This window comes from Rhodococcus sp. 21391, assembly GCF_016772255.1.
GTDB lineage: Bacteria > Actinomycetota > Actinomycetes > Mycobacteriales > Mycobacteriaceae > Rhodococcus_F > Rhodococcus_F opacus.
In genome coordinates, this window is sequence record NZ_CP063783.1 from 219,672 (window position 1) to 244,665 (window position 24,994).

At 65.2% G+C, this 24,994-nt stretch carries 18 protein-coding genes; 9 read left to right on the forward strand and 9 right to left on the reverse strand.

Translation table 11 applies throughout. The annotated features are described in order from the left end of the window. Positions 1 to 18 precede the first annotated feature (18 nt). Positions 19 to 2,868, forward strand: coding sequence for an FAD-binding and (Fe-S)-binding domain-containing protein (locus tag GO592_RS43185; RefSeq protein ID WP_082324938.1), 2,850 nt, complete (start codon positions 19 to 21; stop codon positions 2,866 to 2,868). 701 nt (positions 2,869 to 3,569) lie between these two features. Here GO592_RS43185 and GO592_RS46860 read toward each other — a convergent pair. After that, positions 3,570 to 3,764, reverse strand: a complete 195-nt coding sequence (locus tag GO592_RS46860; RefSeq protein ID WP_039951636.1) for a hypothetical protein — start codon at positions 3,762 to 3,764, stop codon at positions 3,570 to 3,572. A 27-nt stretch (positions 3,765 to 3,791) separates the two neighbouring features. Then, a complete protein-coding gene (locus GO592_RS43195; RefSeq protein ID WP_007298114.1) occupies positions 3,792 to 5,240 on the reverse strand; it encodes a patatin-like phospholipase family protein in 1,449 nt (482 codons plus the stop codon). Positions 5,241 to 5,816: 576 nt separating this feature from the next. Here GO592_RS43195 and GO592_RS43200 point away from each other — a divergent pair. Continuing rightward, entirely contained in the window at positions 5,817 to 6,764 is a 948-nt protein-coding gene (locus GO592_RS43200) for an Lsr2 family DNA-binding protein (RefSeq protein ID WP_202715293.1), read from the forward strand. A gap of 12 nt (positions 6,765 to 6,776) precedes the next feature. Here GO592_RS43200 and GO592_RS43205 read toward each other — a convergent pair. Next, a protein-coding gene (locus tag GO592_RS43205; RefSeq protein ID WP_237737277.1) for an IS3 family transposase occupies positions 6,777 to 8,230 on the reverse strand; the annotation gives its coding sequence in 2 pieces (ribosomal slippage) (positions 6,777 to 7,858 and positions 7,858 to 8,230; 1,455 coding nt in all). 483 nt (positions 8,231 to 8,713) lie between these two features. Here GO592_RS43205 and GO592_RS43210 point away from each other — a divergent pair. Continuing rightward, on the forward strand, positions 8,714 to 9,061 hold the full coding sequence (locus GO592_RS43210) for a hypothetical protein (RefSeq protein ID WP_007300004.1): 348 nt from the start codon (positions 8,714 to 8,716) through the stop codon (positions 9,059 to 9,061). Positions 9,062 to 9,348: 287 nt separating this feature from the next. Here GO592_RS43210 and GO592_RS43215 read toward each other — a convergent pair whose 3' ends face one another. Both GO592_RS43215 and GO592_RS43220 read right to left on the reverse strand, forming a co-directional pair. Then, positions 9,349 to 9,639, reverse strand: a complete 291-nt coding sequence (locus GO592_RS43215) for a DUF4193 domain-containing protein (RefSeq protein ID WP_007300005.1) — start codon at positions 9,637 to 9,639, stop codon at positions 9,349 to 9,351. A gap of 349 nt (positions 9,640 to 9,988) precedes the next feature. Continuing rightward, positions 9,989 to 13,180 carry a DEAD/DEAH box helicase gene (locus GO592_RS43220; protein WP_007300006.1) on the reverse strand — a complete coding sequence of 1,064 codons (3,192 nt, stop codon included), beginning with the start codon at positions 13,178 to 13,180 and terminating at the stop codon, positions 9,989 to 9,991. A 244-nt stretch (positions 13,181 to 13,424) separates the two neighbouring features. Between GO592_RS43220 and GO592_RS43225 the strand changes: the two genes are divergently transcribed. Beyond that, the gene (locus tag GO592_RS43225) at positions 13,425 to 13,829 is read left to right on the forward strand and encodes a DUF732 domain-containing protein (RefSeq protein WP_157234324.1); all 405 of its coding nucleotides are present in this window, start codon (positions 13,425 to 13,427) and stop codon (positions 13,827 to 13,829) included. After that, complete coding sequence (locus GO592_RS43230; RefSeq protein ID WP_007300008.1) at positions 13,826 to 14,839, forward strand: DUF2510 domain-containing protein; 1,014 nt, start codon at positions 13,826 to 13,828, stop codon at positions 14,837 to 14,839. Before GO592_RS43225 ends, GO592_RS43230 begins: the two co-directional genes overlap by 4 nt. A 467-nt stretch (positions 14,840 to 15,306) precedes the next feature. Here the strand turns inward: GO592_RS43230 and GO592_RS43235 are convergent, their stop codons facing one another. Further along, positions 15,307 to 15,756 (reverse strand): hypothetical protein, encoded by a 450-nt coding sequence (locus tag GO592_RS43235; RefSeq protein WP_157234325.1) that lies wholly within the window; start codon positions 15,754 to 15,756, stop codon positions 15,307 to 15,309. Positions 15,757 to 15,779: 23 nt separating this feature from the next. Here GO592_RS43235 and GO592_RS43240 point away from each other — a divergent pair, with 23 nt between their 5' ends. The 3 genes from GO592_RS43240 (at position 15,780) to GO592_RS43250 (ending at position 19,621) form a co-directional block, all read left to right on the forward strand. Continuing rightward, positions 15,780 to 16,274 (forward strand): hypothetical protein, encoded by a 495-nt coding sequence (locus tag GO592_RS43240; protein WP_162130657.1) that lies wholly within the window; start codon positions 15,780 to 15,782, stop codon positions 16,272 to 16,274. A gap of 49 nt (positions 16,275 to 16,323) precedes the next feature. Continuing rightward, entirely contained in the window at positions 16,324 to 18,423 is a 2,100-nt protein-coding gene (locus GO592_RS43245) for a DUF262 domain-containing protein (RefSeq protein ID WP_162130658.1), read from the forward strand. Positions 18,424 to 19,258: 835 nt separating this feature from the next. Then, positions 19,259 to 19,621: a type II toxin-antitoxin system HicB family antitoxin gene (locus tag GO592_RS43250; RefSeq protein ID WP_007300011.1), complete on the forward strand. Its 363-nt coding sequence runs from the start codon at positions 19,259 to 19,261 to the stop codon at positions 19,619 to 19,621. Between the two features lie 167 nt (positions 19,622 to 19,788). On the opposite strand, the gene GO592_RS43255 is transcribed toward GO592_RS43250, so the two are convergent. From GO592_RS43255 to GO592_RS43265, 3 genes are all read right to left on the reverse strand, one after another. Then, on the reverse strand, positions 19,789 to 20,604 hold the full coding sequence (locus tag GO592_RS43255; protein ID WP_007300012.1) for a hypothetical protein: 816 nt from the start codon (positions 20,602 to 20,604) through the stop codon (positions 19,789 to 19,791). A gap of 544 nt (positions 20,605 to 21,148) precedes the next feature. Further along, positions 21,149 to 21,370, reverse strand: a complete 222-nt coding sequence (locus GO592_RS43260; RefSeq protein WP_007300013.1) for a hypothetical protein — start codon at positions 21,368 to 21,370, stop codon at positions 21,149 to 21,151. Positions 21,371 to 21,684: 314 nt separating this feature from the next. Continuing rightward, a complete protein-coding gene (locus tag GO592_RS43265) occupies positions 21,685 to 22,710 on the reverse strand; it encodes a beta-propeller fold lactonase family protein (protein ID WP_007300014.1) in 1,026 nt (341 codons plus the stop codon). 250 nt (positions 22,711 to 22,960) lie between these two features. Between GO592_RS43265 and GO592_RS43270 the strand changes: the two genes are divergently transcribed. Then, entirely contained in the window at positions 22,961 to 24,778 is a 1,818-nt protein-coding gene (locus GO592_RS43270; protein WP_007300015.1) for a hypothetical protein, read from the forward strand. The last annotated feature ends 216 nt before the right edge of the window (positions 24,779 to 24,994 follow it).

A 24,994-nucleotide genomic window follows, 5' to 3' on the forward strand; every position in this document is an offset into this window, starting at 1 on the left:
ATGCTAGGTGCATGTAGCATGCTACGAATGATCTCCGCTGAATCACTGGCCGCTGAGCTGCGCAGTTCGGGAGTGAGCGATGTTCTCTCCGACGGCACCACCCGCGCTGCCTATTCGTCCGATGCGTCCCTGTACCGGGTGCGACCGCTGGTCGTCGCGCGGCCGCGCCATGCCGACGAGGTCGCTGCCGCCCTCGCGGTGTGCCGCAGAGAGGGCGTGCCGCTGACCTCTCGCGGTGGCGGCACCTCCGTTGCAGGTAACGCCGTCGGGACGGGACTGATTCTCGACTTCAGCCGGCACATGAACCGGGTGCTGTCGATCGACAGGGACGCACAGACCGCCACCGTCGAGCCGGGCACGATTCAGACGGTGCTGCAGCAGGCCGTTGCACCGCACGGCCTACGATTCGGGCCCGACCCATCGACGTTCACTCGCTGCACCATCGGCGGCATGATCGGAAACAATGCCTGCGGTTCGCGCACGCTCGGATACGGCCGGACCTCAGACAACGTGAAGGGCTTGCACGTTCTGACCGGGACCGGGGAGTCGTTGCAACTGGGTTCGGCCGGCGAGGTGACGGCCTCCCCGGCGCTGAGTGCACTACAGCAGGTCACCCGCGCCGGTTTGGCGACCATTCGCACCGAGCTCGGGCAATTCGGCCGTCAGGTGTCCGGATACGCCCTGGAACACCTGCTGCCGGAAAATCGGTTCGACGTGACCCGCATGCTGGTCGGCACGGAGGGCACCCTCGCGGTGGCAACCCGCGCGACGGTCCGCTTGGTGTCCGAGCCCGCCCACCGCGTCCTGGTCGTGCTGGGGTACGCCGACATCGCGTCGGCGGGTGACGCGACCCCGCTGGTGCTGAAGTTCGATCCGACCGCCTGCGAGGGTATCGATTCCCGGATCGTCGAGGTGGTGCGCGAGCGCCGCGGCCCGGATGCGGTTCCGCCGTTGCCTGCGGGGGCGGCCTGGTTGTTCGTCGAGGTCGTCGGCGACGACCTCGACGAGACGATCGCCAGGGCCCGGCAGGTCGGACGGGACTGCGGAGCCGTGGACAGCCTCGTGGTCACCGACGAGGGCCGCACCGCCCAGCTGTGGCGGATTCGCGCCGACGGTGCCGGACTGGCCGGCCGCAGTCCTGCCGGCCTTCCCGCACACGCAGGATGGGAGGATGCGGCCGTGCCACCGGCCATGCTGGGCAACTACCTACGCGACTTCGACGCCCTGATGGACGAATTCGGCGTCACCGGCTTGCCGTACGGGCACTTCGGTGACGGATGCATGCACGTGCGCATCGATTGGCCGCTCGACAAGCCCGGCGGCGACGGCATCTTCCGGGACTTCCTGGTCGCGGCGAGCACACTCGTCGCCGGCTACGGCGGATCCCTGTCCGGTGAGCACGGGGACGGCCGCGCCCGCAGCGAACTATTGCCGCTGATGTACTCACCGGACGCGATGAAACTCTTTGCTGCCGTCAAGCACGTCTTCGACCCGGACAACATCCTCAACCCCGGAGTGGTGGTCGACCCCCACCCGGTCGACGCGGACCTGCGCATTCCCGCAGCCCCACTCCTGCGCCGCAACCTGGCCCTGGCCTACCACCACGACGACGGAGATTTCACCCAGGCGGTGCACCGCTGCACCGGCGTCGGAAAATGCCGGGCCGACAACACCGCCACCGGGGCAGTGATGTGTCCGTCGTATCAGGCGACCCGGGAGGAGAAGGACTCCACCCGCGGCCGGGCGCGCGTGCTGCAGGAGATGATCAACGGCACCGACATCGACGGTGGCTGGCGATCGCCCGAGGTTCACGACGCCCTCGACCTGTGTCTGTCCTGTAAGGGGTGCTCCTCGGACTGCCCGACCGGTGTCGACATGGCCGCGTTCAAATCCGAAGTGCTGCACCAGAGCTACAAGGGCCGCATCCGCCCCGCCTCGCACTACTCGCTGGGATGGCTTCCGCGCTGGGCGAAGATCGCCAGCCACGCGCCCGGTCTGGTCAACGCCGCGATGCGCGTTCCCGGCATCGGACCGCTGGCGTTGTCGTCGGCCGGAGTGGACGAGCGCCGCACCATCCCACCGTTCGCGAAGCAGACGTTCCGGTCCTGGTTCAAGGCCACGGAGAACGACCGCGTCACGACCGGTGACCCGGTGCTGCTGTTCGTGGACTCGTTCACCAACTACTTCACCCCCGAGGTCGGGCACGCCACGGTGCAGGTGCTCGAGGCCGCCGGCTACCGGCCGCAACTGACCGACAAGCAGCAGTGTTGCGGGCTCACCTGGATCTCCACCGGGCAGCTCACCGCGGCGAAGAAGATCCTCGGCCACACCGTGGATGCACTGTCCGGTAGTGCCGCGGCCGGAATTCCGATCGTCGGAATGGAGCCGTCCTGCACGGGTGTGTTGCGCTCGGACGCCGCGGAACTGCTCGGTAGGTCGGCGGCCGAACCGGTCGCCGACGCAACCCGCACCCTCGCGGAACTGTTGACGGACCGAGGGTGGGAACCGCCGTCTCTCGAAGGCAAGTCCGTTGTCGCGCAGCCGCACTGCCACCATCATTCGGTGATGGGATGGAGTCCGGACGCTCAGCTTCTCGAGAGGGCAGGCGCGCAGGTTCAGCGGCTGGGCGGATGCTGCGGATTGGCCGGCAACTTCGGGGTGGAGAAGGGGCATTACGAGGTGTCGGTGGCGGTCGCCGAGCAGCACCTCCTGCCCGCCGTGGCCGGGGCGGACGCGGACACCACGATCCTGGCCGACGGCTACTCCTGCCGGACCCAGTTGTCGGATCTGACCGATCGTCGCGGTGACCACTTGGCGCAATTGCTCGCCGCGCAGCTCGACGCCGACGCTGCGCGCCGACGGGACTGACCCCCGGGGGTGCACACAAGGGTGGCGGCGGGTGAGACATGACCCTCACACTCGGCCCACTTCCATCGAATAACGTCACAGTTACGAGCCTCGGCACCTCGCCGAGGCTGTCGGATTCCTCGACGCCACCCGACACACCTACCCGTGGGACGAAGTGGTCGAAACGCCGGTGCCGCTCGATCAGCTGAGCCGCGTCCTGAGACCGACGCCGTCGGGCATCCTGCGGACCTCGGTCGCGCCATAAGGCACTCCCGGGGCATCCGGATCGTATTCTCCTCGGGCGGTGCCGGGAGTCGATCGTGTGGCAGTTGACCAGCAACACGAACGCGGGCACCAGGAAGAGCAGCACGGGAGCGAGGGACCCCGGCGCTCCGGTCGACGCGACCCAGCGGAACTGGACGATTCGACCTAATGGTGTTTGCGCTCAACATATTCCACACTGTCCCCGGAGCTGATTCGGTTCAGCGGTGCTTAGGTTTGTCGGCACGAATATTCGGGTCGCGAATGTAGGGCAGGGGGCGACAGGATGCGGGCACATCGACAGACGAGGTGAACGGCCGCGCGGGCGCTGCGTTGGGCATGGGGCTGGCGATGAGCGTTCTTTGGGCGCCGGTCGCGGCGGCGGAGGAGGTTCCGGACCTACCCGGGGCGATTTCGGTGTGGCAGGTCCCGGACCGAGCCGGTCCCGCCCACATTACGCATCACGATGCCGCCCGGTACGCGCGGCAGCACCCGGGATCGGTTCCGCCCGGCGTCAACGACTTCACCTGCACCCCCACCGCCGTGCATCCGAGACCAGTGGTGCTGGTGGACGGCACGGACTCGAACGCGTACTCGGACTGGGCGGCGCTCGGTCCGCGACTGGCCGCCGCGGGGTACTGCGTGTTCGCGCTCAATTACGGCGGCGAGCCTGGGGGCGACAACTACGGAACCGAGGACATGACGGTCAGCGCCGGCCAGCTGGCACAGTTCGTGGCCACCGTCCGCGACGCGACCGCCGCGCCCGAGGTCGACCTCGCCGGGAAGTGCGAGCAGATAAGGATCCGATCAGGCAGTGTCGGTGGTCTCGGCGCCGATTCCTGCGCCGTGCGTCTGCATTGCGGCGTGGACGGAGATCCGCTGGGGCGGGACGTGCTTCGGCGCTCCGGTGAGCCAGGGTGGTTGGTCTGTGCCTGCCAGGAGCAGGTGTGCGTCCCGTCGTCCCATACAGATTGCGGCGTTGATGAATCCGCGGTCGAAGAGCAGGTAGCTGAGGAGGTCTCCGCGGCGGGCGCCGTCGCCACCGAGCAGTCGTCCCAGGAGAAGTAGGTCCGGATTGCGAAGCATGCGCCATGCGCCGGCCGGCCACCGGTTCCGGTCGTCGAATGTCTCGGCGGCGAGGGTGCCGAGGCAACCGCGCGTCTCGGGGCCGAAGAACAGGTAGGGCACATCGACGTAGTGGTGGTGCCGGTCCGGCGACCATCGGCGACGAGTTCGTTGATCTTGCCGAGGGTGCGCAGATCCTCGACCATCCGATCGACCAGAGCGGCATCGAGCACCCGCACGACCATGTCGTCGACATCCGGTGGTCCCGGCTCCTCGCCGGTGTTGGGCACTGGGGGGTAGACCGCCGGGTGGGTGGCGACGACGACCAACTTGTGCGCGCCCAGGGACAGCGCCGGTTTGAGTGGGGCGTTGAGCCGGATCCCACCGTCCGCGTACCAGCCTCGCGCATCGTTGGGGGTGGATACTTCGACCGCGGGGAACAGTGCCGGAATCGCGGCGGAGGCCCGGACGTGCTCGGCGGTGACCCGCACATCGCGGTAGTCGATCGCGCGGTTGGCGTCCGGTGGCGGGAGCGGGTCGGCACCGTTCCTATCGACGAAGACCACCGTCCGGTTGTCGGCGGCCGAGGTAGTCACCACCGCCAGCGACGTCCGTCGGTCGTCGAGGTTCGCTGCGAGCTGTCGCCAGGCGACCAATCGGTGGGCGGTCCGGGCCAGTGGCGTGGTGTCGACCAGACTCGTCAGGCGAATCCCCGGTATTCCGCAGAGCTGACCGGTCCAGCGTGCGATCGTGGCGGGTCCGCTGTACATCAGTGGCCGGAACACGTCGTCGATGTCCACGCTCCGCCAGACCGCGAGGGCGGCGGCGGCCTGCTCGTCGGCTGGCAGGTGGGCGCCGGCGGCGAACAGCGTCGCATTGATCGCTCCGGCGCTGGTGCCGATGAACAGATCCGGTGTGATGCCGGCCGCGCGCAGGAATGGCACGACGACGGACAGAACGCCGGCCTCGTAGGCTCCGCGCGCTCCGGCACCGGCGACCACCACGGCGACCCGGGACGGATCGGGGCCTGGCCCTGGATTGAGGTTGTGCGGTTCGTGCGGTTCCATCGTCGATCCCCTTCATCACTTGCGTGCACGCCGCCGCAGTCGGTTTCGGGTGAACCGTGTGAGTGCGGTGCGGAAGAGAATGATGCCGGCTGTGGGTGACCACACTCCGAGTGTGGTGGCACGGCCACGGCGGTGTTCTCCGGGCTGCTGGGGATGTGGCCGGCGCGCGGCCTTCGCGAGGTAAGGTTCGGTGCCGCTGTGACCCGAGTCCGGGAGGCGCTGCACCGCCGGAATTGCGGCACAGTCTTCGGTGAGTAGGTGTAAGGCCGTCAGGCGCACACCCTGCTCGGCACCGTGAACACCGGACTCGGCAGTGTCGACCACTCCAATACTGCAGCTGCCGAAGGAATTTCGGGATTTCGGTGGAGAATAGTCCCTGTCGGGGTGAGTCGTGCTCGTCCTGCATGAAGCTCGGTGCGATTGATTTTGAGCTCGACGAGGATCTTGTTTGCTCTGCCCACATGGACAATGTCTTGAGACGGTGAATTGTTAGTCCGGTGAGCTTCCTCATTTCCGGGACGAGCCTGCCGTTACTGTGTGCGTTCGACGATTGCCCTGACGTAGAAGGAGAGCACGATGGCGGTATCACCGAGAAATTCCGAAGGTTCGGCGAAGGGGACAACCAAGGAGATCCGCGAGTGGGCGATCCGAGAGGGTCGCGAAGTGTCACCCCGCGGTCGCATCTCGGCCGACATCGAGCAAGCTTTCCATGACGCTCAGGCGACGAAGGTTCAGGCAAAAGCGGCGCCGGCGAAGAAGACGGCCGCGAAGACGACGGCCGCGAAGACGACAGGGCCGAAGAAGACGGCTGCGAAGAAGGCGTCTGAGAAGAAGGCGTCTGCGAGGAAGTCTCCGGCGAAAGCGGCAGGGGCGAAGTCGACGACTGTGGAGAAGATTGTCGCCACGAAGGTACCGGCGGTGAGCAAGTCTCCGGCGAAGACGACGACCAAGGAGATTCGAGAGTGGGCGATCGGAGAGGGTCGCGAAGTGTCTCCCCGCGGCCGGATTTCGGCCGAGATCGAGCAAGCTTTCCATGACGCTCAGGCGACGAAGGCTCAGGCAAAAGCGGCGCCGGTGAAGAAGGCGGCCGCAGAGAAGATAGTCGCGGGGAAGGCTCCCGCGAAGAAAACGGCCGCGAAGAAGTCTCCGGTGAAGACGACAGGGCCGACGAAGACGACTGCGAAGAAGACGGCCGTGGAGAAGGTCGTCGAGAAGGAGGCTCCGGTGGAGGGAGCGGCGGCGGGTACGGCTCCGGCGAAGAAGACGGCAGCGGGGAAGACAGCAGCGGGGAAGACTGCCGGGGAGATGAAGGCCGCGGAGAAGGTTGTCGAGGAGGAGGCTCCGGTGGAGGGAGCGGCGGCGGGCACGGCTCCGGCGAAGAAGACGGCCAAGGAGATTCGAGAGTGGGCGATCAAGGAGGGCCGTGAAGTGTCCTTCCGCGGTCGGATTTCGGCCGCAATCGTGCGTGCCTTCCATGACGCTGCGGCAAAGTTGCCGGCTGTCGGAACTTGTCAAGGGAGTTGAGTCCACCGGGTGTTAAGCGGCTGACGTTTCGGCCTCCGCAGTATCGTCGGCGGGGCGGTTGATCCAGACGGTGTCGGGCAGGTCGAGGATCTTCGGTGTGGTCGTGGTGCCGAAGCGGTACGGATGCCTGGCCCGTGCCGCCTCGAGTACCTGCCGACGTTCGGCGGCCTTCGCCGCCGCCAAACCGAAGTGGACGCCGGCGGCAGTGTGTAGCCCGATGCCGGTGTGGCGATGCTCGTGGTTGTACCACTCGGTGAACTGCATCATGAATTCCCTTGCTTCACCCAGTGATCCGAACCGTTCGGGGAAATTCGGTCCATACTTGAGGGTCTTGAACACCGCCTCCGAATACGGGTTGTCGTTCGAGACCCGCGGCCGCGAATGCGAGCGGGTAACCTCGAGGTCCGACAGCAGTGACGCGACGGACTTGCTGGTCATCGACGTGCCACGGTCGGCGTGCACGACCTGCGGAATGCCGTGCACCGCGAAGATCTGCTCCATCAACTCCCGTGCCAGCACACCCGATTCGTGTGCGTGGACGTGCACACCGACGATGTACCGCGAGTAGATGTCGATCATCACGTAGGCGTCGTAGTAGCGGCCCTTGTCCGGCCCGGCGAGCTTCGTGATGTCCCACGAGTACACCTGCCGCGGGGCGGTCGCGACCAGCTCCGGGCAGGTTCTCGCCGGGTGCCGGGCGAGCCTGCGGCGTTCGCTGACCTGTGCGTTCTCCCGCAGGACGCGGTACATCGTCGACACCGAACACAGGTAGACGCCCTCGTCGAGGAGTTGCGCGTACACCTCGAGCGGCGCCTGATCGACGAACCGGTCACTGTTGAGTGTGTCGAGGATGCGGCGGCGTTCGATCGGGGTGAGCTTGTTCGCCGGCGGATGCGTAGGTCGGGCTCGAGCAGAAGGTGCCGGTGCGGCGGCTGCGGCGCGACGCCGGACCGCGGTCGATCGGACTACACCGGTCACTGCGCTTGCTGTTCTCGTCGACATCCCGACGTCGGTCAGTTCGGTCCATGCTGCGGTCAGCGCTTGGTTGGCTTGTCGTCCAAATCCGCTCTCTCGGAGAGCGATTCCAAGAGAGCATGCGCTTTTCCCATGATGTCCAGGGCGGCTTCGGTGGTGGCCAGTCGCTTGTTCGTGCGGTCGAGCTCCCGCTTGAGGCGAGCGATCTCGGCCTGCTCGGCGGTGATTTTGCCGACCTTCGCGACGGCGGGTTTGCCGTCGAGGACGCCGGCGTCGCGTTGCTTGCGCCACTCGGTGACGAGGGAGGAGTAGAGGCCCTCGCGGCGCAGGTAGGCGCCGCCTTCGTTCGTCTGGCAGGCCTGCTCGTAGGCGGCCAGGTGCGCGAGCTTGTCCGCCGGGGCGAATGAGCGTCGGCGTGGTCCGTCGGAACGTGGGTGGGAAGACTCCATGTGGCCATTGTCCCCGGCTACGGCCAGGCTGGAAATCGTCATTGTCGGGTTGATCCGTATCTCGCCCTGCAGGCGGGGTTGCTGTGAACCGGTGGACTCAACTCAGCCTGACACACAGGGTGTGGGCGGCTGAACCGAGTGGTGTCCGCTCTTGAGCGTGACCCACTTGCCTGTCTCTTCGAAGCCACACTCACCGGCGATGAGCGCGCCTGTGTCACAGCCATGAACGCGGGCGGACGGTCGGTGCGACTGGCACGGGAGTTCGCATTCACGAGCGCTGGTCGACAGTGTGCACCGAGGGGCCGATGGGAGTTCCGCTGGCACCTGCTGGGTGAGTGTCGGTGCCAAGAACTGTCGCCCCGTACCAAATGAGGTCCTGAGGGTTACGTCGATCTCACCGCACGATCTGCCGGGGTATTCCTGGGTCGTCGCGTGCCGCACCGGACGTGTTTTGTGCTGTGGTGTTGTTCGGAACTGACGGTTTTCTGGCTTACCGTGTCCGGTATGGCAGGTGATGAGGCTCGCGTGGTCCGGGACTTCGCGGAATGGTTGTCATCTCAGGGCTGGGTAGTCCGCACCGATGAGGATGTCGTCGACATCGTCGCCGAGAAGGACGGCCACCTGCTCTACGTCGAGGTCAAGGCTGCGACCGCCGCGCCGGATTTGGATGTCGATACCGCCATCGGTCAGCTGGTGCGGCGGATGCCGAGCGAGGCGGATCAGTCAGTGTCGTTTACGCTGGTCGTGAGGGACGAGCCGCGATCGGTGGACGCCGCGGTGCGGGCACCGCAGCGGATTCTGGATCTGTTGGGGATGGCGTTGTACGCGGTCGACGAGGACGGGGGCGTGCGGCAGCTCTTCGGGCGCGCGTGAAGACCGTCCCCCCGGGCATGAGCGGGACGGTCAGCGGTGTGGAGATACCATCGCCAGGTCCCGCGAGAGCGGGGTAATGCGGTGATGGGGCGGTAGCTCAGTCGGTGAGAGCCGTGGACTCATAATCGGTTGGTCGCGGATACGAGCCCGCCCGCCCCACCCGCGTGCTGCCTCGGGCCCGCAGGGAGGCCCTTTGAAGAGCGAACCAGATCGTGGCGTCGGTATCCAGGGTGTGCGATGGCCGACCAATCCGAGGGCGGCCGCGCTTCTCGGTGGGTCCGAGGTGTTCAGGCGCAGTCGCGGCAGAGTTGTTGCCCAGCGTCGGCGAGGCGGCTGCGGTGGTGGACCAGGAAGCAACTGGTGCAGGTGAATTCATCGGCCTGCTTCGGGATGACGCGGACGGTGAGTTCTTCACCGGACAGGTCCGCGCCGGGCAGCTCGAACGATTCGGCGGTGTCGGTGTCTTCGACGTCCACGGCGGGGGACTGGGTGTCTTTCCGGCTGGCGGTCAGCTGTTCGAGGGAGGTGTCCGCCTCGTCGGATTCGGTGACTCTGGGGGCGTCGTAGTCGGTGGCCATGCCTGCTGCTTTCCTCATGTTCTGGGTGTTCGGCTCGCAAGATTAGAGGGTCCGGCGCCGCGACACGCTTCCGGGGTCTGGCGTGCGGTGGTTCAACTACCTGGGGAGGTGGGGAGGTCGTGAGGTGCCGGTTCGGCTCCTTACGCGGGGGTTTGGCCGTTGGTTGGGGCGTCTGGCTCGATGCCGGGTTCTTCCGCTCGGTCCGTGCTCGTGCGCCCTACATGGGTGTGAGCGACCAATTACGGTCAGGGTGCCGATGTTGTGAGGCAATAGTATTCGTGGACGAGAAAGGGAGCCTGTGCAGGCGCTCAAGCGAATGACTGCCACTCGGTACAGTGAGTGAAGCAACCTAGCGCGATGATGTTTCCCATTCCCAGCCGTTCAGGTTCTGGAGGCGGTGTTGGCGGTCGGGGTCGAGGTTTCTTGAGAGGTATCTGGCGCGTTGCTTTCTCACCCAGCTGCCGAGCCCGTACTCATTCGCCTTGTACCCGTAGGGGACGCGGGCGTGACCGTGGGTCTCGACGAAGTCGGCCAGGTGTTTGAACCCTTCCTCCCACTTGTCGGCGAGGGGGTCCCATGTCCATCCGGGTACTTCTTCGAGTCTGCGTTGGCGTTCGGGGTTGAGGGTTCTCTTGGTGTACGCGGCGCGCTGTCTTGCGACCCATTTGCCGAGGGCATATTGATCGGTGGCGTTGTAATCGAACGCTACGCGGGCATGCTGATGCTCGAGGACGTACCGCAGTAGGTGTTCGAACCCCTCGTCCCACTGATCGTCGATCGAGTTCCAGGTCCATCCGGACACGTCCTCAAGTCGGCGTTGGCGATCCCGTTCAAGGATGTCCTTGGCGTAGTTCTGGCGTTGCCTGTCAACCCAGGTCCCGAGGGGGTAGTCGTTGAGTTTGGCGGAGTACGGGACGCGGGAGTGGCCCGTCTGTTGGACGTGGCTCAGGAGCTGGCTGAAACCCTCCTCCCATTTGTCGGCGCGGGGGTCCCATGTCCAGCCAGGCACGTCCTCGAGTCGTTGCTTACGGTCGGCTGTAAGGGTCCTTTTGACGAAGTTCCGGCGTTGCACGTCCACCCATTGGCCGAGCTTGTAGCCGTCCTCGGTTTTGTAGGTTGCTGGGATCCGGGCGTTACCGATGTCTTCGACATACTCCAGGAGCCGGTCAAGACCCTCCTCCCACATGTCACTTTTGGGCTTCCAGCTCCAGCCAGGCAGATTCTGGAGTCGTTCTTGGCGGTCGGCGTCCAGAGTTCGATTGGAATAGTTCACTCGTTGCATAGTGACCCAGTTGCCAAGCTGGTAGCGGTCGTCGTCCTCGTAGCTCTGCAGTACCCGGGAATTACCATGACGTTCGATGTACTCGAGGAGTCGGCTGAACCCCTTTTCCCACTGATCGGCGAAAGGATCCCAAGTCCATCCGGGAAGTGCCTTTAGTCGTCGTTCATACTCGGCGTCGAGAAGGCCCTGATCATGTTTTACACGTTGGTTGACAACCCACATACCAAGTTTGAAACCGTTCACGATGCCGGACGGCGCGATGCGTGCCTGGCCAACTCGTGCTACATGCTGTTCTAGCACGCCAAAGGCGAACTCCCAGGTCGCAGTAGTCTGCTCGACCAGGCGCACATCGAAAGCGCGGGCGAAGTCGGCGCCGACCTGCTCGGGCAGGTCGAGATGAATCTTGGAGGGTAGTCGTGACTGTTCGCCCTGCCGGCCGAGTTGCCGTCGCAGTTCGTCGAGGTGCTCGCCGAGCTGGCTGTCGTGTGACCGGAGCGCCTTGATCACGTCCCACACCGGTTTGAATGCCGAGTTGTCGAGGGCGACCGCCGGGTCTTCGTCGGTGTCGACGAAGACCGGAATGACGATGGTGCCGATGGTCTTGTCGGAGGCGAGCCTGATGGCGCGGCCGACGGCCTGCACGATGTCGACCTCGGAGCGGCGGGGGTCGATGAAGGCCACGCTGTCGAGGGTGGGGACATCGACGCCTTCGGCGAGGCAGCGGGCGTTGGCGAGTAGTCCCCTTTGGCCGTGGTCGAGCCGGCCGAGGTGGTGCAGGAGCGCATGGCGCTGCCCGGCGGGCATCTCGCCGGATGCGTAGTCGGACCACACCTGACCCAGGGGTTGCTGGTCGGCGGGCATCCAGGAGATCACTTCGGGGAGGGACTGGGCGAACTCGTGGGCGCGCTTGACCCGTGAGTGGAAGGTGATTGTGCGGTGCAGGTCGTAGCGGCGCATCGCCTGGGCGAGGCCGATTTGTCCGGCGAGAGTGCGGGCGTCGGTCACCTCGGTGCCATCGGTGGTGACGAATCGGCCGCGCTGGGCCCAGTCCCGGTAGGTGGCGTCATCGACTGCGACGACGGCCAGTTGGTAGTCGGTCAGCAGTTTACGTGCGATCGCCTCCGCGAACTCGAGCCGGTGGAACACCGGGCCGAACACCTCCTCGTCGTCCATCGAGGCGACCTCGAAGTCGGCTTCCTTCGCTTGCCGCACGACCCGGCCGGTGAAATAGCGTGGGGTCGCGGTCATGAACAGTCGACGGTCCGCTTTGATCGACTCCGCGTCGAGGATGGTGCCGAAACCGGAGGAGACGCGGCCAGCGCAGCGATGCGCCTCGTCGGCGATGACCAGATCGAAGGCAGGTACCCGACCCAACCGGAACGCGTTGGCGATCTGGGGGGATGACTGGTAGGTCGCGAACACCACCCGCGGACCGGACCGTCGCCGCAGAAATCTCGCGATCTCTTCCGGGTCGGTCGTGACCGGGAAACCCAGGTCACTCGTGTTCGCGACCACCGCATCCGGGTCGGCGACCGTCGCATCCGAACACACTGGCAGGAAGTCGAACGCCTGCGTGGAGTGGGCGGTCCACTCCCGCAGCGTCTGAGCCAACAGCGACAACGAGGGCAGCAGCACCAGCGTGCGTTCGGCGGCGAGCTGCTCATTGATGAACAGTGCGGTCAGGGTCTTTCCCGTGCCGCAGGCCATGATCAATTGGCCGCGGTCGTACCCGTCGAAACCCTTGATCACCTTGTCGAGGGCCTCGCGCTGATGCGGGCGCGGACGGTTCGGTACCAGTCGCGGGGACCGCAGATCGGTTGGAGATCGAGGCCAGTCGACCGTGGCGACCTCAAGGTCACCACGGAGAAGGACACTCGCCCGCTTCTCCTGCGCTTCCAGCGTCCGTTTGGCGGTCCGCCCGATCAGGTCGGTCGTCGCGATCAGCAGCCGGAAGGCGAACTCGGGCCGCCCTGACTCGGCCAGGAAGGTGTCGACGTCCCGTTTGGTGATCGAGACGGCCGGGTCGTAGGCCTTGGCCTGGATCGCCCAGAGACGCCCGCGACGATCCTCGGCGACGAGGTCGATACCTGCATCAGCTCCCCAGCGCTGCGGCCAGTCCTTCCACAGCCACACGCGTCGCAGCTCGTGCGCGTAGACCGGATCGTGCCTCAGGAACCATTGGCAGATGTGCTCGAACTGACTGCCCCGCCGAACGGGATCAGTATCCAACTGTGCCAACAGATCACCGAGTACCGCCATAACGAGCGAGATTAGCCTGCCGTACCGACAATGACCGGCAGGCAGCTGGAAAGCCGGGACTGCCGCCAAACGATCGGGAGCGCACGCTGCCGACAAGTCTGTGGCGTTGCTCGTGCCCGGGAGAGGTTTCGCCCTCCGAACGCCGGCGGATTCATTCGCGCAGTTGTCGGCATCCCGGGTGATATTCGCCGATACATTCACACGACCTATACCGCGGTCCCGGTTCCTCTGGTTTGATTCGCCGGTGAAGTATGTAGTTGCCGTGGCCATTGTCCTCGGCGTGATGTTCTTGTCCGCGTGCGGATCCGACGATTCCGCAGCACCGGAGGCGACCCCCACGACTACCGCCGCACCCACGACAACGAAGAAGTTGACCGGTGACGACCTCTTCGTCCAGGAACTTCGCAACGGCGGAATCTTCCCGACGACCAGCCAGGTACCACTGTTGACTCCGCTCGCGCGACAGACCTGCAGCGCCCTGGCAAGCACCACGCTGCCCGATGACCAGAAGTTCGACAAGATGGTGGAACTGTCGATGATCCTGGGCGCAGGCAAGAACATCTTCGACAACCAGGTGACCGCCGAGGCGTACATGAAGGCCTCGATCGCGGCGTACTGTCCGCAGTACCTGGCGCTGATTCCGGCATGACGACACCGACTCCTCCGCCGGGATGGCACCCCGACCCCGAGGGCATACCACGGCTGCGGTGGTGGGACGGCACCCAGTGGACCTCGGCGACCAAGCCGCGAGCACTGCAGGAGGGCCCGAAAACGCCACCACCGCCGATCGATCCGGCGACACGGAAGCGGAACAACCTCATCGCCGTAGGCCTGATCGGCATCGTCGTTCTCGGGCTCGGCGCCTGGCAGATCCTCAACACCCACGGTGGCGGAAACGCACCGACCGCAACGGAAACCGCGGCAATAGCATCGAGCCCACCGGCCGCACCCCGAGCATCGGCAACCACCACATCTGCGGCGGCGCCGACGTCGCCGGCCGTCTCCACCGCGGACGACGTGATGCGCGATTTCTGGCTCCGCGTCGATCGCGAGGGATACCTCACGATCAACGTCAACCGGACGTACACCGACACCGAACTCGAGTCCGCCTTCCTCGAAGTGCGCCGCACCTACACCACCACCAAGAAAACCGGCGGCTGGCACGTCTTCATCGACTGCGGCGACGGACAACGGGCGGTGGGCGGGGCGCGCCAGGCGAACGGCAAGTTCGCCCTCGACTCCTTGGGTGCCGCCCGAACGGGGCTGGCCGTCGGCCAGTACGAGTTCGAGCCATTGCCCAACCGGAAAGCATGCCCCCCGGATCTGCCGACGATCGCCATCGGGACGGTGACCGCCCACGATGTGATCGACGCCTTCGTCGCCGCCGGCCTGCCCGCCACCAACCGCCAGGATCGCACCATCAGTGCCGGTTGCGAGGATCTGCAATGCGCTCAGATGATCGCCGTCGACGAGGTCTCGGTGTACCTATTCTCCGATGTCGCGCAGGCAGCGCACTACGCCGAGGTCTTCGGCACGGACAAGGTATACCAGAACGGGCTGCTCGCCATCCGCTACAAGCGGGACGGCAAGCATCCCATCGACGAAACATTGATCCCGAGGTACAACGCCGCCCTCGATGCGGTTGTCGGCGTGAGGTGATGACGTCGACCACCACAATCCGAGCGAAAGCCACTCACTGCGTGAGTAATTGAACTGCCGACGTGGAAGAAGATGACCGACAGCGCCTGTGCTCGGGTCGGTTCGCGGTGAAGTGCGGGAGGGGTGCGGATGCCGAAGCGGCTGGGACCGGACGAAGCTGTTGAGCGGATGCGTGCCGCCGGGGCGGAACCACTGGAGCCGTACCCGGGTGTCGACGAGCCGTGGCGGTGCCGCTGCTTGTCGTGCGGCACGATCGGGGCTCCCCGATTGTCTGCGGTTGGTCCGGGCCCGCAGGGTCCGTGCAAGCCCTGCGGGCGGTTGAGGGCCAACGCCAAGACGCGGACTGACCCTGCTGTCGCCGCCACGGTGATGCGGAGCGCGGGATTCGAGCCGGTGGAGGATTACCCAGGATCCGCGGCGCCGTGGCGATGCAGGTGTCTGATCTGCCGCAACGATGTCGTCACCACCTATAGTGCCGTCAAGAACGGTGCCCGGTGCCGGTTCTGCGCGGCGACCGCCCGAATCCCGTCCTGGTACGCCGGGCCGAGGCAACGGTTGTGGAGATGCGCGCCGCCGGCCTCGAACCGCTTGTGGACTATCCCGGAGCCAAGAAGCCGTGGCGATGCCGCCGCCTGATCTGCGGCATCATCGGCACCCCGCGGTTGGGTGGCATCCGCGCCGGACAGGGCGGATGCCGGCAGTGCGGGCAACGCAAGGCGGCGGAGGCGGCGCGGTCGCGGATGCTCGATCCCGAGTCCGCGGCCGCCGAGATGCGCGCCGCCGGACTCGAACCCCTCGAACCGTACCCCGGATCGGACAAACGCTGGCTGTGTGAATGCGGAGGGTGTGGCCGTCAGGTCCATGCCCGGCTGACCGGTGTGCGCACCGGCAAGGACTGCCGGTTCTGCGCCTCGCACGGCATCGATCTGACCGGGGTGCGTTGCCGATCGGTATCGGCGCATGCACCGGGTACAACTCGCGACTGCTCCTGCACGAGCGCACCGGTTGGACACTGGTGCGCTCGCGTGAGTTCGTCACCGGCGCAGCCGCCCAGGATGTCGAGCAGGCAGTGCTCGACGGGTTGCGCCACCTCGGCCTCGTCTTTTACCTGGACGCTACGACCATGCCGAACGGGTTTACCGAAACCTGCGACGCAAGGCGCATCAGCACCGACGAGCTCTGGGCCATGGTCGACAACGAGGTCGACCGCACGGGAGCAGTCGCCGCCTCCGTGGATGGGCCACGCCGAAGATTGTCTGCGAACGGGCTACCAGTCCCGTGGAACCTGGGAGCACAGGGACTGAAGATTGTTGTGACCTATGTGGATAAACCTCAGTCCGCCCAGGTGTCGCCTCTTGGAACACGAGGTGCTCCGTCACGCCGAGTGCGGGCTGTGCCGGGTGTCGCTCGTCCGAACCGTAATGGCGGTGTGTGACGATGACGCAGAAAACGTTCAGCGACCAACCAATCACATGGGGGAACGAGTGGAAGCCCATCCGCGCAGGTTGAAAACCGTTTTCCGTAGCGATGTACGGCTGGTCGTGCCCCTTTTCCAGCGTCCTTACGTGTGGGATGAGGAGGAGCAGTGGGCCCCGTTGTGGGAGGATGTCGTAGCGACGTTCGATCGGAGGGGGGACGACGAGACCCCGCCACATTTCCTCGGCGCGATCGTTCTCGAGCAGAAGCGCGGCGTCTTGGGCAGCCTCGAAGTTCGCGAGGTCATCGACGGGCAGCAACGGCTGACCACTTTGCAGATCCTCATCGCGGCGCTTCGTGACACCTACCTCTCTCTGGAGATTAGAACCCGACTGCTGAGCCGGCTCACGAAGACTTTGGTCAACGACGCGGACTACGTCGACAGCGTCGACGAAGAGTTCAAACTCTGGCCGACCAACAGGGATCGCCGTTCGTACACCGACGTGATGAACGGTGAATACCGGGACAGCACCCACGATCCGGCATTGCCACGGATCGCTTCGGCGTACGTATTCTTTCGTGAGCAGATCGATGCCTTCGTTACCAGCAGCGGTCGTGACGAGGTCGAAGCTTTGCTGGACGGACTTGCCGAGGTCATGCTCGAGCACCTGGAAGTCGTTGTCATCGACCTGGGGATCGATGACAACGCCCAAGTCATCTTCGAAACCCTCAACGCGCGAGGCACGGCACTTCGGGCGTCTGACCTGATCAAGAACGCGTTGTTCAGAACCCTGCAAGATCACGGCCGTCCGGTCGAGCAGCTGTACCAGCAGTACTGGGAACCCCTCGAACAAGCTCGATGGCAAGCAAATGTGCGACAGGGTCGTCTTGTGCGTCCGCGGCTGGACGTCTTTGTGGGTTTCTTCCTGCCGATCCTTCTCCAGCGGGAAGTTCAGTCCCATCAGCTCTTCGCGGTGTCGCGCACCTACTTCGCCAATGACGCCGACCGGGCGCAGACCTTCTTGGTCCAACTCGCTCGATACGCACAGATCTACGACGAACTCGACACTAAGCAGGTCGGCAGTCCGGCTGAGCGGCAGATCCTGGACCGCATCGAGATTGTCGATACCCAGACCATCACGCCGCTTCTGCTGTGGCTGTTCGCCCACACCGACGGAGGTGACCGTTCGCGCTCATTGTCACTGCTTGAGGCCTACCTCGTGCGCAGGTCCATCTGCCGGCTGACAGCGAAGAACTACAACCGGTTGTTCCTCGAGCTTCTCTGGCGGCTCTCCATTCAGGACGAACCGGCGCCCGACGTGATCAAGCAGTTCCTCGTTCAGCAGGACTCGGAATCGGGGATCTGGCCCAGCGACGATGACCTGACCGAGTCGTTGCGGGGCCTGCCGCTGTATCGCCTGTTCAAACGAGACCGGTTGCAACGTCTGCTGCTGGCATTCGAACATCACCTCACCACCGATCGCACCGAGCCCATCACGGCCAGTTCGAAGCTGTCCGTCGAACATCTGATGCCGCGCAGTTGGCGGGAGCACTGGCTTCTGCCGGAAGATTCCGGCCTTGCCGAGGCAGAGGAAAAGCGTCGAGAAACCCTGCTACACACCGTAGGCAACCTCACCCTGATCACCGGCACCCTCAACTCCAGCCTCTCCAACGGACCGTGGAGCAGGAAACATGCTCACCTGCTCCAACATTCAGCATTAACCCTCAACCGATCCTTGCCCGCGGAATGGGACACCGATCAGATCGAACGAAGAGCTCTCGACCTGGCTCGTGCCGCCGTCACGATGTGGCCGCGTCCATCAGATGTTGCTCAATCGCCTCGACGCATCACCGACAAGGACCGGGATCTCACCCCGGATCGCGACCACGCCGCGACACGCAGGAAGGAGCCTTCGACGGCGACAATCCCCAGCCGTCGCGACATCGGTCAGCACATCCTCAATGCCTTCGCCGATCTCGACGAAGGGGCGTTCCTGACCATCGCGGAGATCCGCAATGCTCCCTCACCGCAATACCCTGTCAACGATCCACCTTCAGCGGGAGCCATCAGCGCGCGCCTATTCCCGAGCAACGGCAGCCGCACCACCGTGCCGGGAATTGTCGGCGCGAGCGTTGATGGGCGCCGAGGAGCACGCAAAACGCGCTGACCTGGCACGCAGCGCCGGAGGGCACGCGCGAAGTTCTCTGGTCTGCCGTTCGGCGCTGCAACACGTCGGTGCCGCAGCCTGCGAGGTTGTGTCCGCCCGATCCGTCGCCGGGTTCTCGAACTCGTTCGGGGTGGTCATGGTCACTCCTTGATCCGTGGGGATGGGTACCAGAACAGACGGAGGAGAACGAGAAAGGACGCACTGGCCCGTCGCGGGGAATTCACGGAGAACAGTCGCGGGGCGCCACCCTGTTTCTTGTGCAGGTCATGGGCTTCGCTGTTGCGTCATTGCAAGTGCGAGCGACAGAATGTGGTTGTCTGAGGCAGTAGCCGAGGGAAGTGGTTCGTGTAGGAGGCCTGCGGGGCGTAAGTACCCCTGTCGGCAGCCCCACCCAGCGGTTTCCAGCCTTGCGCGCCCAGCTGCCTGACTAGTTGCGTGGACCCGTTTCGATCGGGTCGTGTTCATGTCGGCTATTTCTGGGACCGTTGCCGCGCACCTCGGCGATCGGGACGGTCACCCGCGCGAGGCAGCCTAGCGCCGCCCACTCCCAGGGTGGTATCGCCGGTGATACCATATTGGTATGTCGGAGCAGCGGCGACTCCTTGTGAGGATGTGTGCCATTCCGTAGAGAGTGACCCCACAGCGAGCTGTTCAACTTTTGCTGCGACATTTTCGGGGAACCACGCCAGCACGACGGCACCTCGCCGCGGTGTTCAAGATCCCGTGGCCCGGAGACCCGGGTGGGCATCCAGAAAAGCAAAAGGCGGCAAGGCCAAGCCCTACCGGGCCGACCAGGTCCTCGCCGCTTGCGACAAGCTCATGAAAGAGGCGGACAATGGTTGATGCGTCGCGCTACACCTACCGGGTGACCTGGTCGGAACCGGACAGTGAGTTCGTCGGCACCGTCGCCGAATTCCCCTCTCTGTCCTGGCTCGCCGACACCCAGTACGAGGCCCTCGACGGCATCATCGCCGTCGTCCGCGAGGTCGTCGACGCCATGGTGGGCACCGGCGAACGCCCGCCCGTGCCGATCGCGGACCGCTCCTACAGCGGCACCTTCACCGTGCGGACCTCTCCGCGGGTGCACCGCACTCTGGCGGTCGAGGCCGAGGAGCAGGGTGTTTCCCTGAATCTGCTGGTCAACCAGAAACTCTCCGCTCCCGCCGGCAGCGCCGGAGCCGACACAAAGGCGGGGTGAGGGCGGGAGGAATCACCCGCCTACTCCGGTCGGGGGAGGGCTCACCGCGGTCAACAGCTCGGTGCCTTGCCATGGCCGGTACAGCAGCATACGGCGGAACAGTTAGCCCGGTTCGATGCCTCGGTCCACTTCACCCCCACAGGCGCCGTCGGAGAACGTCATTGGCCTCAGCGGGGTCTGTTTCTGATCTGGATTGTTCCCGCAGGGAAGGAACGGCGCCGATGAAGGATGTGTGGGCCACGGCTGGCGGGAGGTTCGAACGCGTTCTCATCGGGCCCCAGTTGGCTCATCACGTTGATCGGGTCGTGCCCCAGCTCGGGCCAGGCGAATGCGAACATCTTCCAGCTCCGACCGAAGCTCTTACGCTGAAGCGTCAGTGCGCCGGGTTGAAATACCCCGGGAACGTCCGGCCGCTCGAAGGCCATGCAGAACTCGACCCCCGAGAGCCGTACCATTCCACCGAGAATTTCACCACCGACATCGACCATCCGGATACGTGTGGAGTTCAGCGTGACCGGCTCATCGGGATGGCCCTGGTGGTTGAACACATACATTCCCCAATGCCGCGGCCAGGGCGCTCCTCTCCAGAGGATCTCGGACAGCGTCTCCTTCGTCACTCCGAGACGGAAGCGCTCGGCGGTGACGCCGTTGACTCGGATGGCGCGAGCTTCGAGCACACCCCAGAGCACCTTGAGCAGCCACAGCTGAAGTATCGGGCCGTTGATCATGGTGAAGGTCCGGTCGAAGTCGCCGGTCCCCATGTGCGTGCCGATGTCGAGCTGATCCTCCTTGAAGAACTCGAAGAAGGCCGCCACGGCAGTGTCCAGTGGGCTCAAAGCCCCATTGTGCCTCCCGCACAGCATTTTCGACGAGAGGGAGTTAACCCCGATCGGCGTCCCCGCGCCGGCATCGCTCATCCACGCAGTCCCCTGAACGAGGACGACATTCTCATCCGCGATGCGCCGGAGGAGATCGGCGCTCATCCAATGCTCTCGCGTGATGTCTCGGGAACAATCGTTGCTGCTTCGGGCGTAGCACTGCGGATTTGCGTAGCCGGTACGCGCACCGACGAGCAACGCGGCGGGCGCCGCGGCGACCCACGAATCGTCCTTGCCCCGGTGACAATTCTTCGCCTGCCGAAGAGACCCGCACGGGCAATGATCGTCCGGCGCAGGACCGAAGTATCGGCCGTTGTCACGCAACCCCGACGCGCGAACGAGGGAATCGAGCGACCTCACTGCGTCCGGCCTCGAGTGAAGCCTCGGCGGGAAGCCCGGTCGGCGGCGTGGATGATCCGAGGAGGCCGCGGCCCCGTGACCGCACTCGGAATCGCAAAGGACTTTTCACGGTTCCGCGTTCTCGACACGTCTGTCATGTCGCCAATCGTAGGGGTGTGGCCCGACGAGCAATTTCGTTGCTCTTCCCCGAGGCCGTGGCGATGATTCACGCCGCCTCTGCCTGGCCTTAGCGCAGAGCGAGTACGGAGGATCCTGACGCGCACGTAGATCGGCGGACCCGTCGCGGGTCTCACGCCTCGGCCAGCAACTCGTCCATTGTGTCCGCGATGTCGATGGGAAGGTGGAACGGAATGTGGAGGGTCACCTCATCGGCCGCCACTTCCAAGGTGATGCGGGTCTGAAGGGCGGGCTTCCCGCGCTCCTCCAGCCTGTGCTCGACGCCCACGAGGGTGGCGATCAGGAGGGTCTCCCGCTTCGTGCCAGCGACCGGGTACTCGGTGGAGACCTTCACGTACTGGCCGATGTGGGACGCGGTGAGTTCCTCCGGAGCAATCTCATGCTTTGCGACGAAGGGAACCTATCTGTAGTCGACGACAGCAACCGGTGGCCCGACTGAAAGATGACGGCCCCGCTGGAAAGCCGGGTGGCGTACAGCATCTGCGCGGCCGCGCCGCCGACCTCGCCCGGATCCGGAAGGCCATCCTGTAGTGACCACCGGCGCCGACAAGGTCACGAGCCGCGGAGTTCCCGCCGACGGGGGCGACTGGATGGAAACAGTGAGGACGGAACCCCGTCAGGTTCCGCCCTCACTCATCGTTCTTCGGGTCAGCGACCGGGGATCGGAAGGCACAGCGATCCGGTGCACGCTTCGTTCGCACCGCCGCAGGTGATCGTGGCAACGATGTTGTCGGAGCTGGTGACGTAGGCCTTGTTGCCGTCAGGGGAGACGGCGACACCACCGGTGATCGCGCCGACGGGAAGATAGGCGACCTCGGTGTTGGTGGCGGTGTCGAAGACCGCGACCGCGCCGCCTTCGGAGTCGATGATGTACAGCGTGTTTCCGTCGCCGGTGACGGCCACCCCGCCGAGGGTGCCCTTCACGGGAAAGGTTGTGCTGACCGTGTTGGTGACGGCATCGATCACGAACACCTCGGCGCCGCTGCGGACGTACACAGCCTGGTCGGTGGCGGTGATCGCGACGGGGCGGCCGGCGGCCGGGACCGGGATGGTCGCAACGACGGTGTTCGCCGCGGTGTCGATGACAGAGATGGTGTAGTCGCCGGCATTGGTGACGTACAGATGTGTCGAGTTGGTCGCAGCAAGAATCGGGAACGACCCCACCGGGATCGTGGCCGCGATCGTGTTGGTGGCGGTGTCGATCACCGAGATCGCATCGCCAGTCGGCACATAGACGTGTGCACCATCCGCGGAGGCGGCGGCTCCCCAGGACGCGTTACCGGTAATCGGGACACTGGCGGTCACCGTGTTCGTGGTGGTATCGATGACGGAGACGGTCTTGCTGGTCGCGTTCACGACGTAGACCCCCGAACCGTCGGGCGTGATGGCGATCCCGCCGGGTGCTTCGCCGACCGGAACGGTCCCGGTGACTGTGTTGGTGGCGGTGTCGAGGATCGAGACGTCGTTGCTCTGGGCGTTGGTGACATACGCGGCGGCGCCGTCGGGGGAGACGGCGACCTGCGACGGCGCCGCGCCCACCGGCGTCGTCGCGGCCACCGCGAAGGAGTATGCCGGGGCGGCACCGGCGGTAGTGGCCACAAGGGCGAATGTCGCGACGGTCATGGTCAGGACGGTCGAGGTGCGGCGGAGAATCCTCGGCAGAGCAGTCGGCATGCGTACCTCTTCGGATCGGGGGTTACTGGCGCGAGCAAACGGACCATAACCGACCTAAAGGTATGGTTTGGGCGCTATGCGCGGATGCGCCACACGGCCGCCCGGCTCGGAGCTCCCGTCGGAGATCGACGCAGCACCCTTCCACTGGTGAAATATAGACTTGCGCAGTGTCATTCACGTGAATGATGTTCCGGGGAAAGCTGGTGCCAGATGCTCGAGGTTGTCGGTGTCGTAGAGCAGACTTGTCGGTATGTCGTCGAATCGCAGTCTGATGAATCCCGCCGTCGCGAGCCGTGCCTTCGGCATGAAGGCGGCGATCGCGGCGCGGGAGGTCCTGGGGACCGCGTTTGATCGCGATGACCGTGAGGGTGTCTGGCGCGGGGTGAACGTCTACGGTTCGCTGCAGGTGGTGGCCGAACTGCTGGCCCGGTTGGATTCCGCGATCATCAGCGACACCCGGATGGAGGTGGAGCGTGCCTGGGTCGGTGCCCTCGGTCCCGAACTGCGCGAGGCGCTCGAACCGTTGACCGCCGCCGACCACCGGGGCCTGATCTCCCCGAGGGGTCTGATGCAGTGCGCGCGCGAGGTCATCTTGTCGGCACCGGACGACGACACACTCGACCCTGTGAGTTCCGATGACCTCACCCGTTGCCTTCTCGGGATGAACACCGAGCACGATCACGTCTCCAGCCAGCTCGACATGCCCGAGATCAGGGGATTCGACGCCGAATCCGTGGCCCAGATCGAGTCCGTCCTCGACGGCCTGAGCGACGAGGGTCTGCGCGAACTCATGCGGACGTTCGCCGTTGACGAGGTCGCCACTCTCGCATACGAGAAGCCGGAAACGATCGAAACATTGCTCCCGCATCTGCACGATCTGTGGCGGCGTCCATGGCCGCAGGGCACGAAGGTGGACCGGCTCACCGGAGAGTCACCCGCGATGGTGTTCGAGGCCGCATTCTCGGTGCCGTTCAACGACGTGCTCGCGTTCGGCCGCCTGATCATCGACCGCGCAACGACCGGTCACGTGCGCTTCACCACTGACGAGCTCCGCGCCGCCGGCGTTCCGGACCGCGTCCTCACCCACGTCGAGAAACACATGGTCATCTCCCTGACGGATCTGCGTCAGAGCTTCCGAGACCAAGAAGAGCAGGGACTGGCCACCGCATGGTCCCGGTTCACCGTGCAGCGCTACCCGCTCGTCCGGTTGCCCGACGGCGCACTGTTGCTGCTACGCGCCCAAATGGGCGCCCAGCGGATCTTCGGCGACCTCCCCTTCTTCGACCTCCGCGAAGAACTGCGCACAAGTAACCCGCGAGCGGGTAAGCAGTTCGAGCAGGCGATGAACGACATTTTCGAGGCCCGGGTGGGCGAGGGGATCCGCCGCATCGCCGCGCAGCCGCATCTGCACGACGTCGCGGTGACCACCGAACCGGTGATGCAGAAGGCGTGGACCACTCCGGGGGCTTCCGGGCCGCCGTCCGTCTGCGACTTCGTCATGGTCCGCGGCCGGTACTGCGTCGTGGCCGACGCGAACAACCGACGCCTGATCGCACCATTGTCCGAGGGACAGGGTGATCCGGAACTGCTCGACGGCGACATCGAGCGCAACCTCCTCGAGCACAAGTTCACACAGTTGACGTCGACCATCAAATTGCTCGCGGACAACGGCTGGCCCGGAGACGGCTCCCGGATCACCCCCGACACGATCTTCGTCCCGTTGGTGATCACTCCGGACGCCGGGTTGCCGTACTCGGAGTTCGTCGACTTCCAGATCAGCGAACGCGCGCATCCACTCTTGAGCCCGGCAGCCCGGTATGTGGCTCCGCCCGCACTGATCACAGTGACGGATCTGATGATCCTCGAGGGGCTCGCCGACCACATGGGCGGTGACCCGGTGAAGATTCTCGCCGACTGGCGAGCCCTCGCCAGTCGCGGGATCCCGATTCGGCTGCAGAATATGCTCGATCTGTTCGGCCTGCCGGCCCGCCCTATGCCCAAGCGGGCCGTGGGTCGGATGCGCCGGCTCAGCGCTGAGCTGCGGGACCGGCTCGCCCCTCATGCATAGAGGTCAAGATACGCCATGTCAAGAAAAGGAAGGCGCTCGATCCGGGCGCGCGCACTGGAGTCAGCACCGTGGTCACATCAAAGTAGCCTTTCGCGATTGTCGGATCGCTGCTTTGTGAGAGAACGAGGCTGTTGGCGCGAATCTGCCCAATTATCAACTGCGCCGACCGGGAAGCGGAGCGAGGGAAAGCCTAGGTCGGATACCCCCGGGCCATAG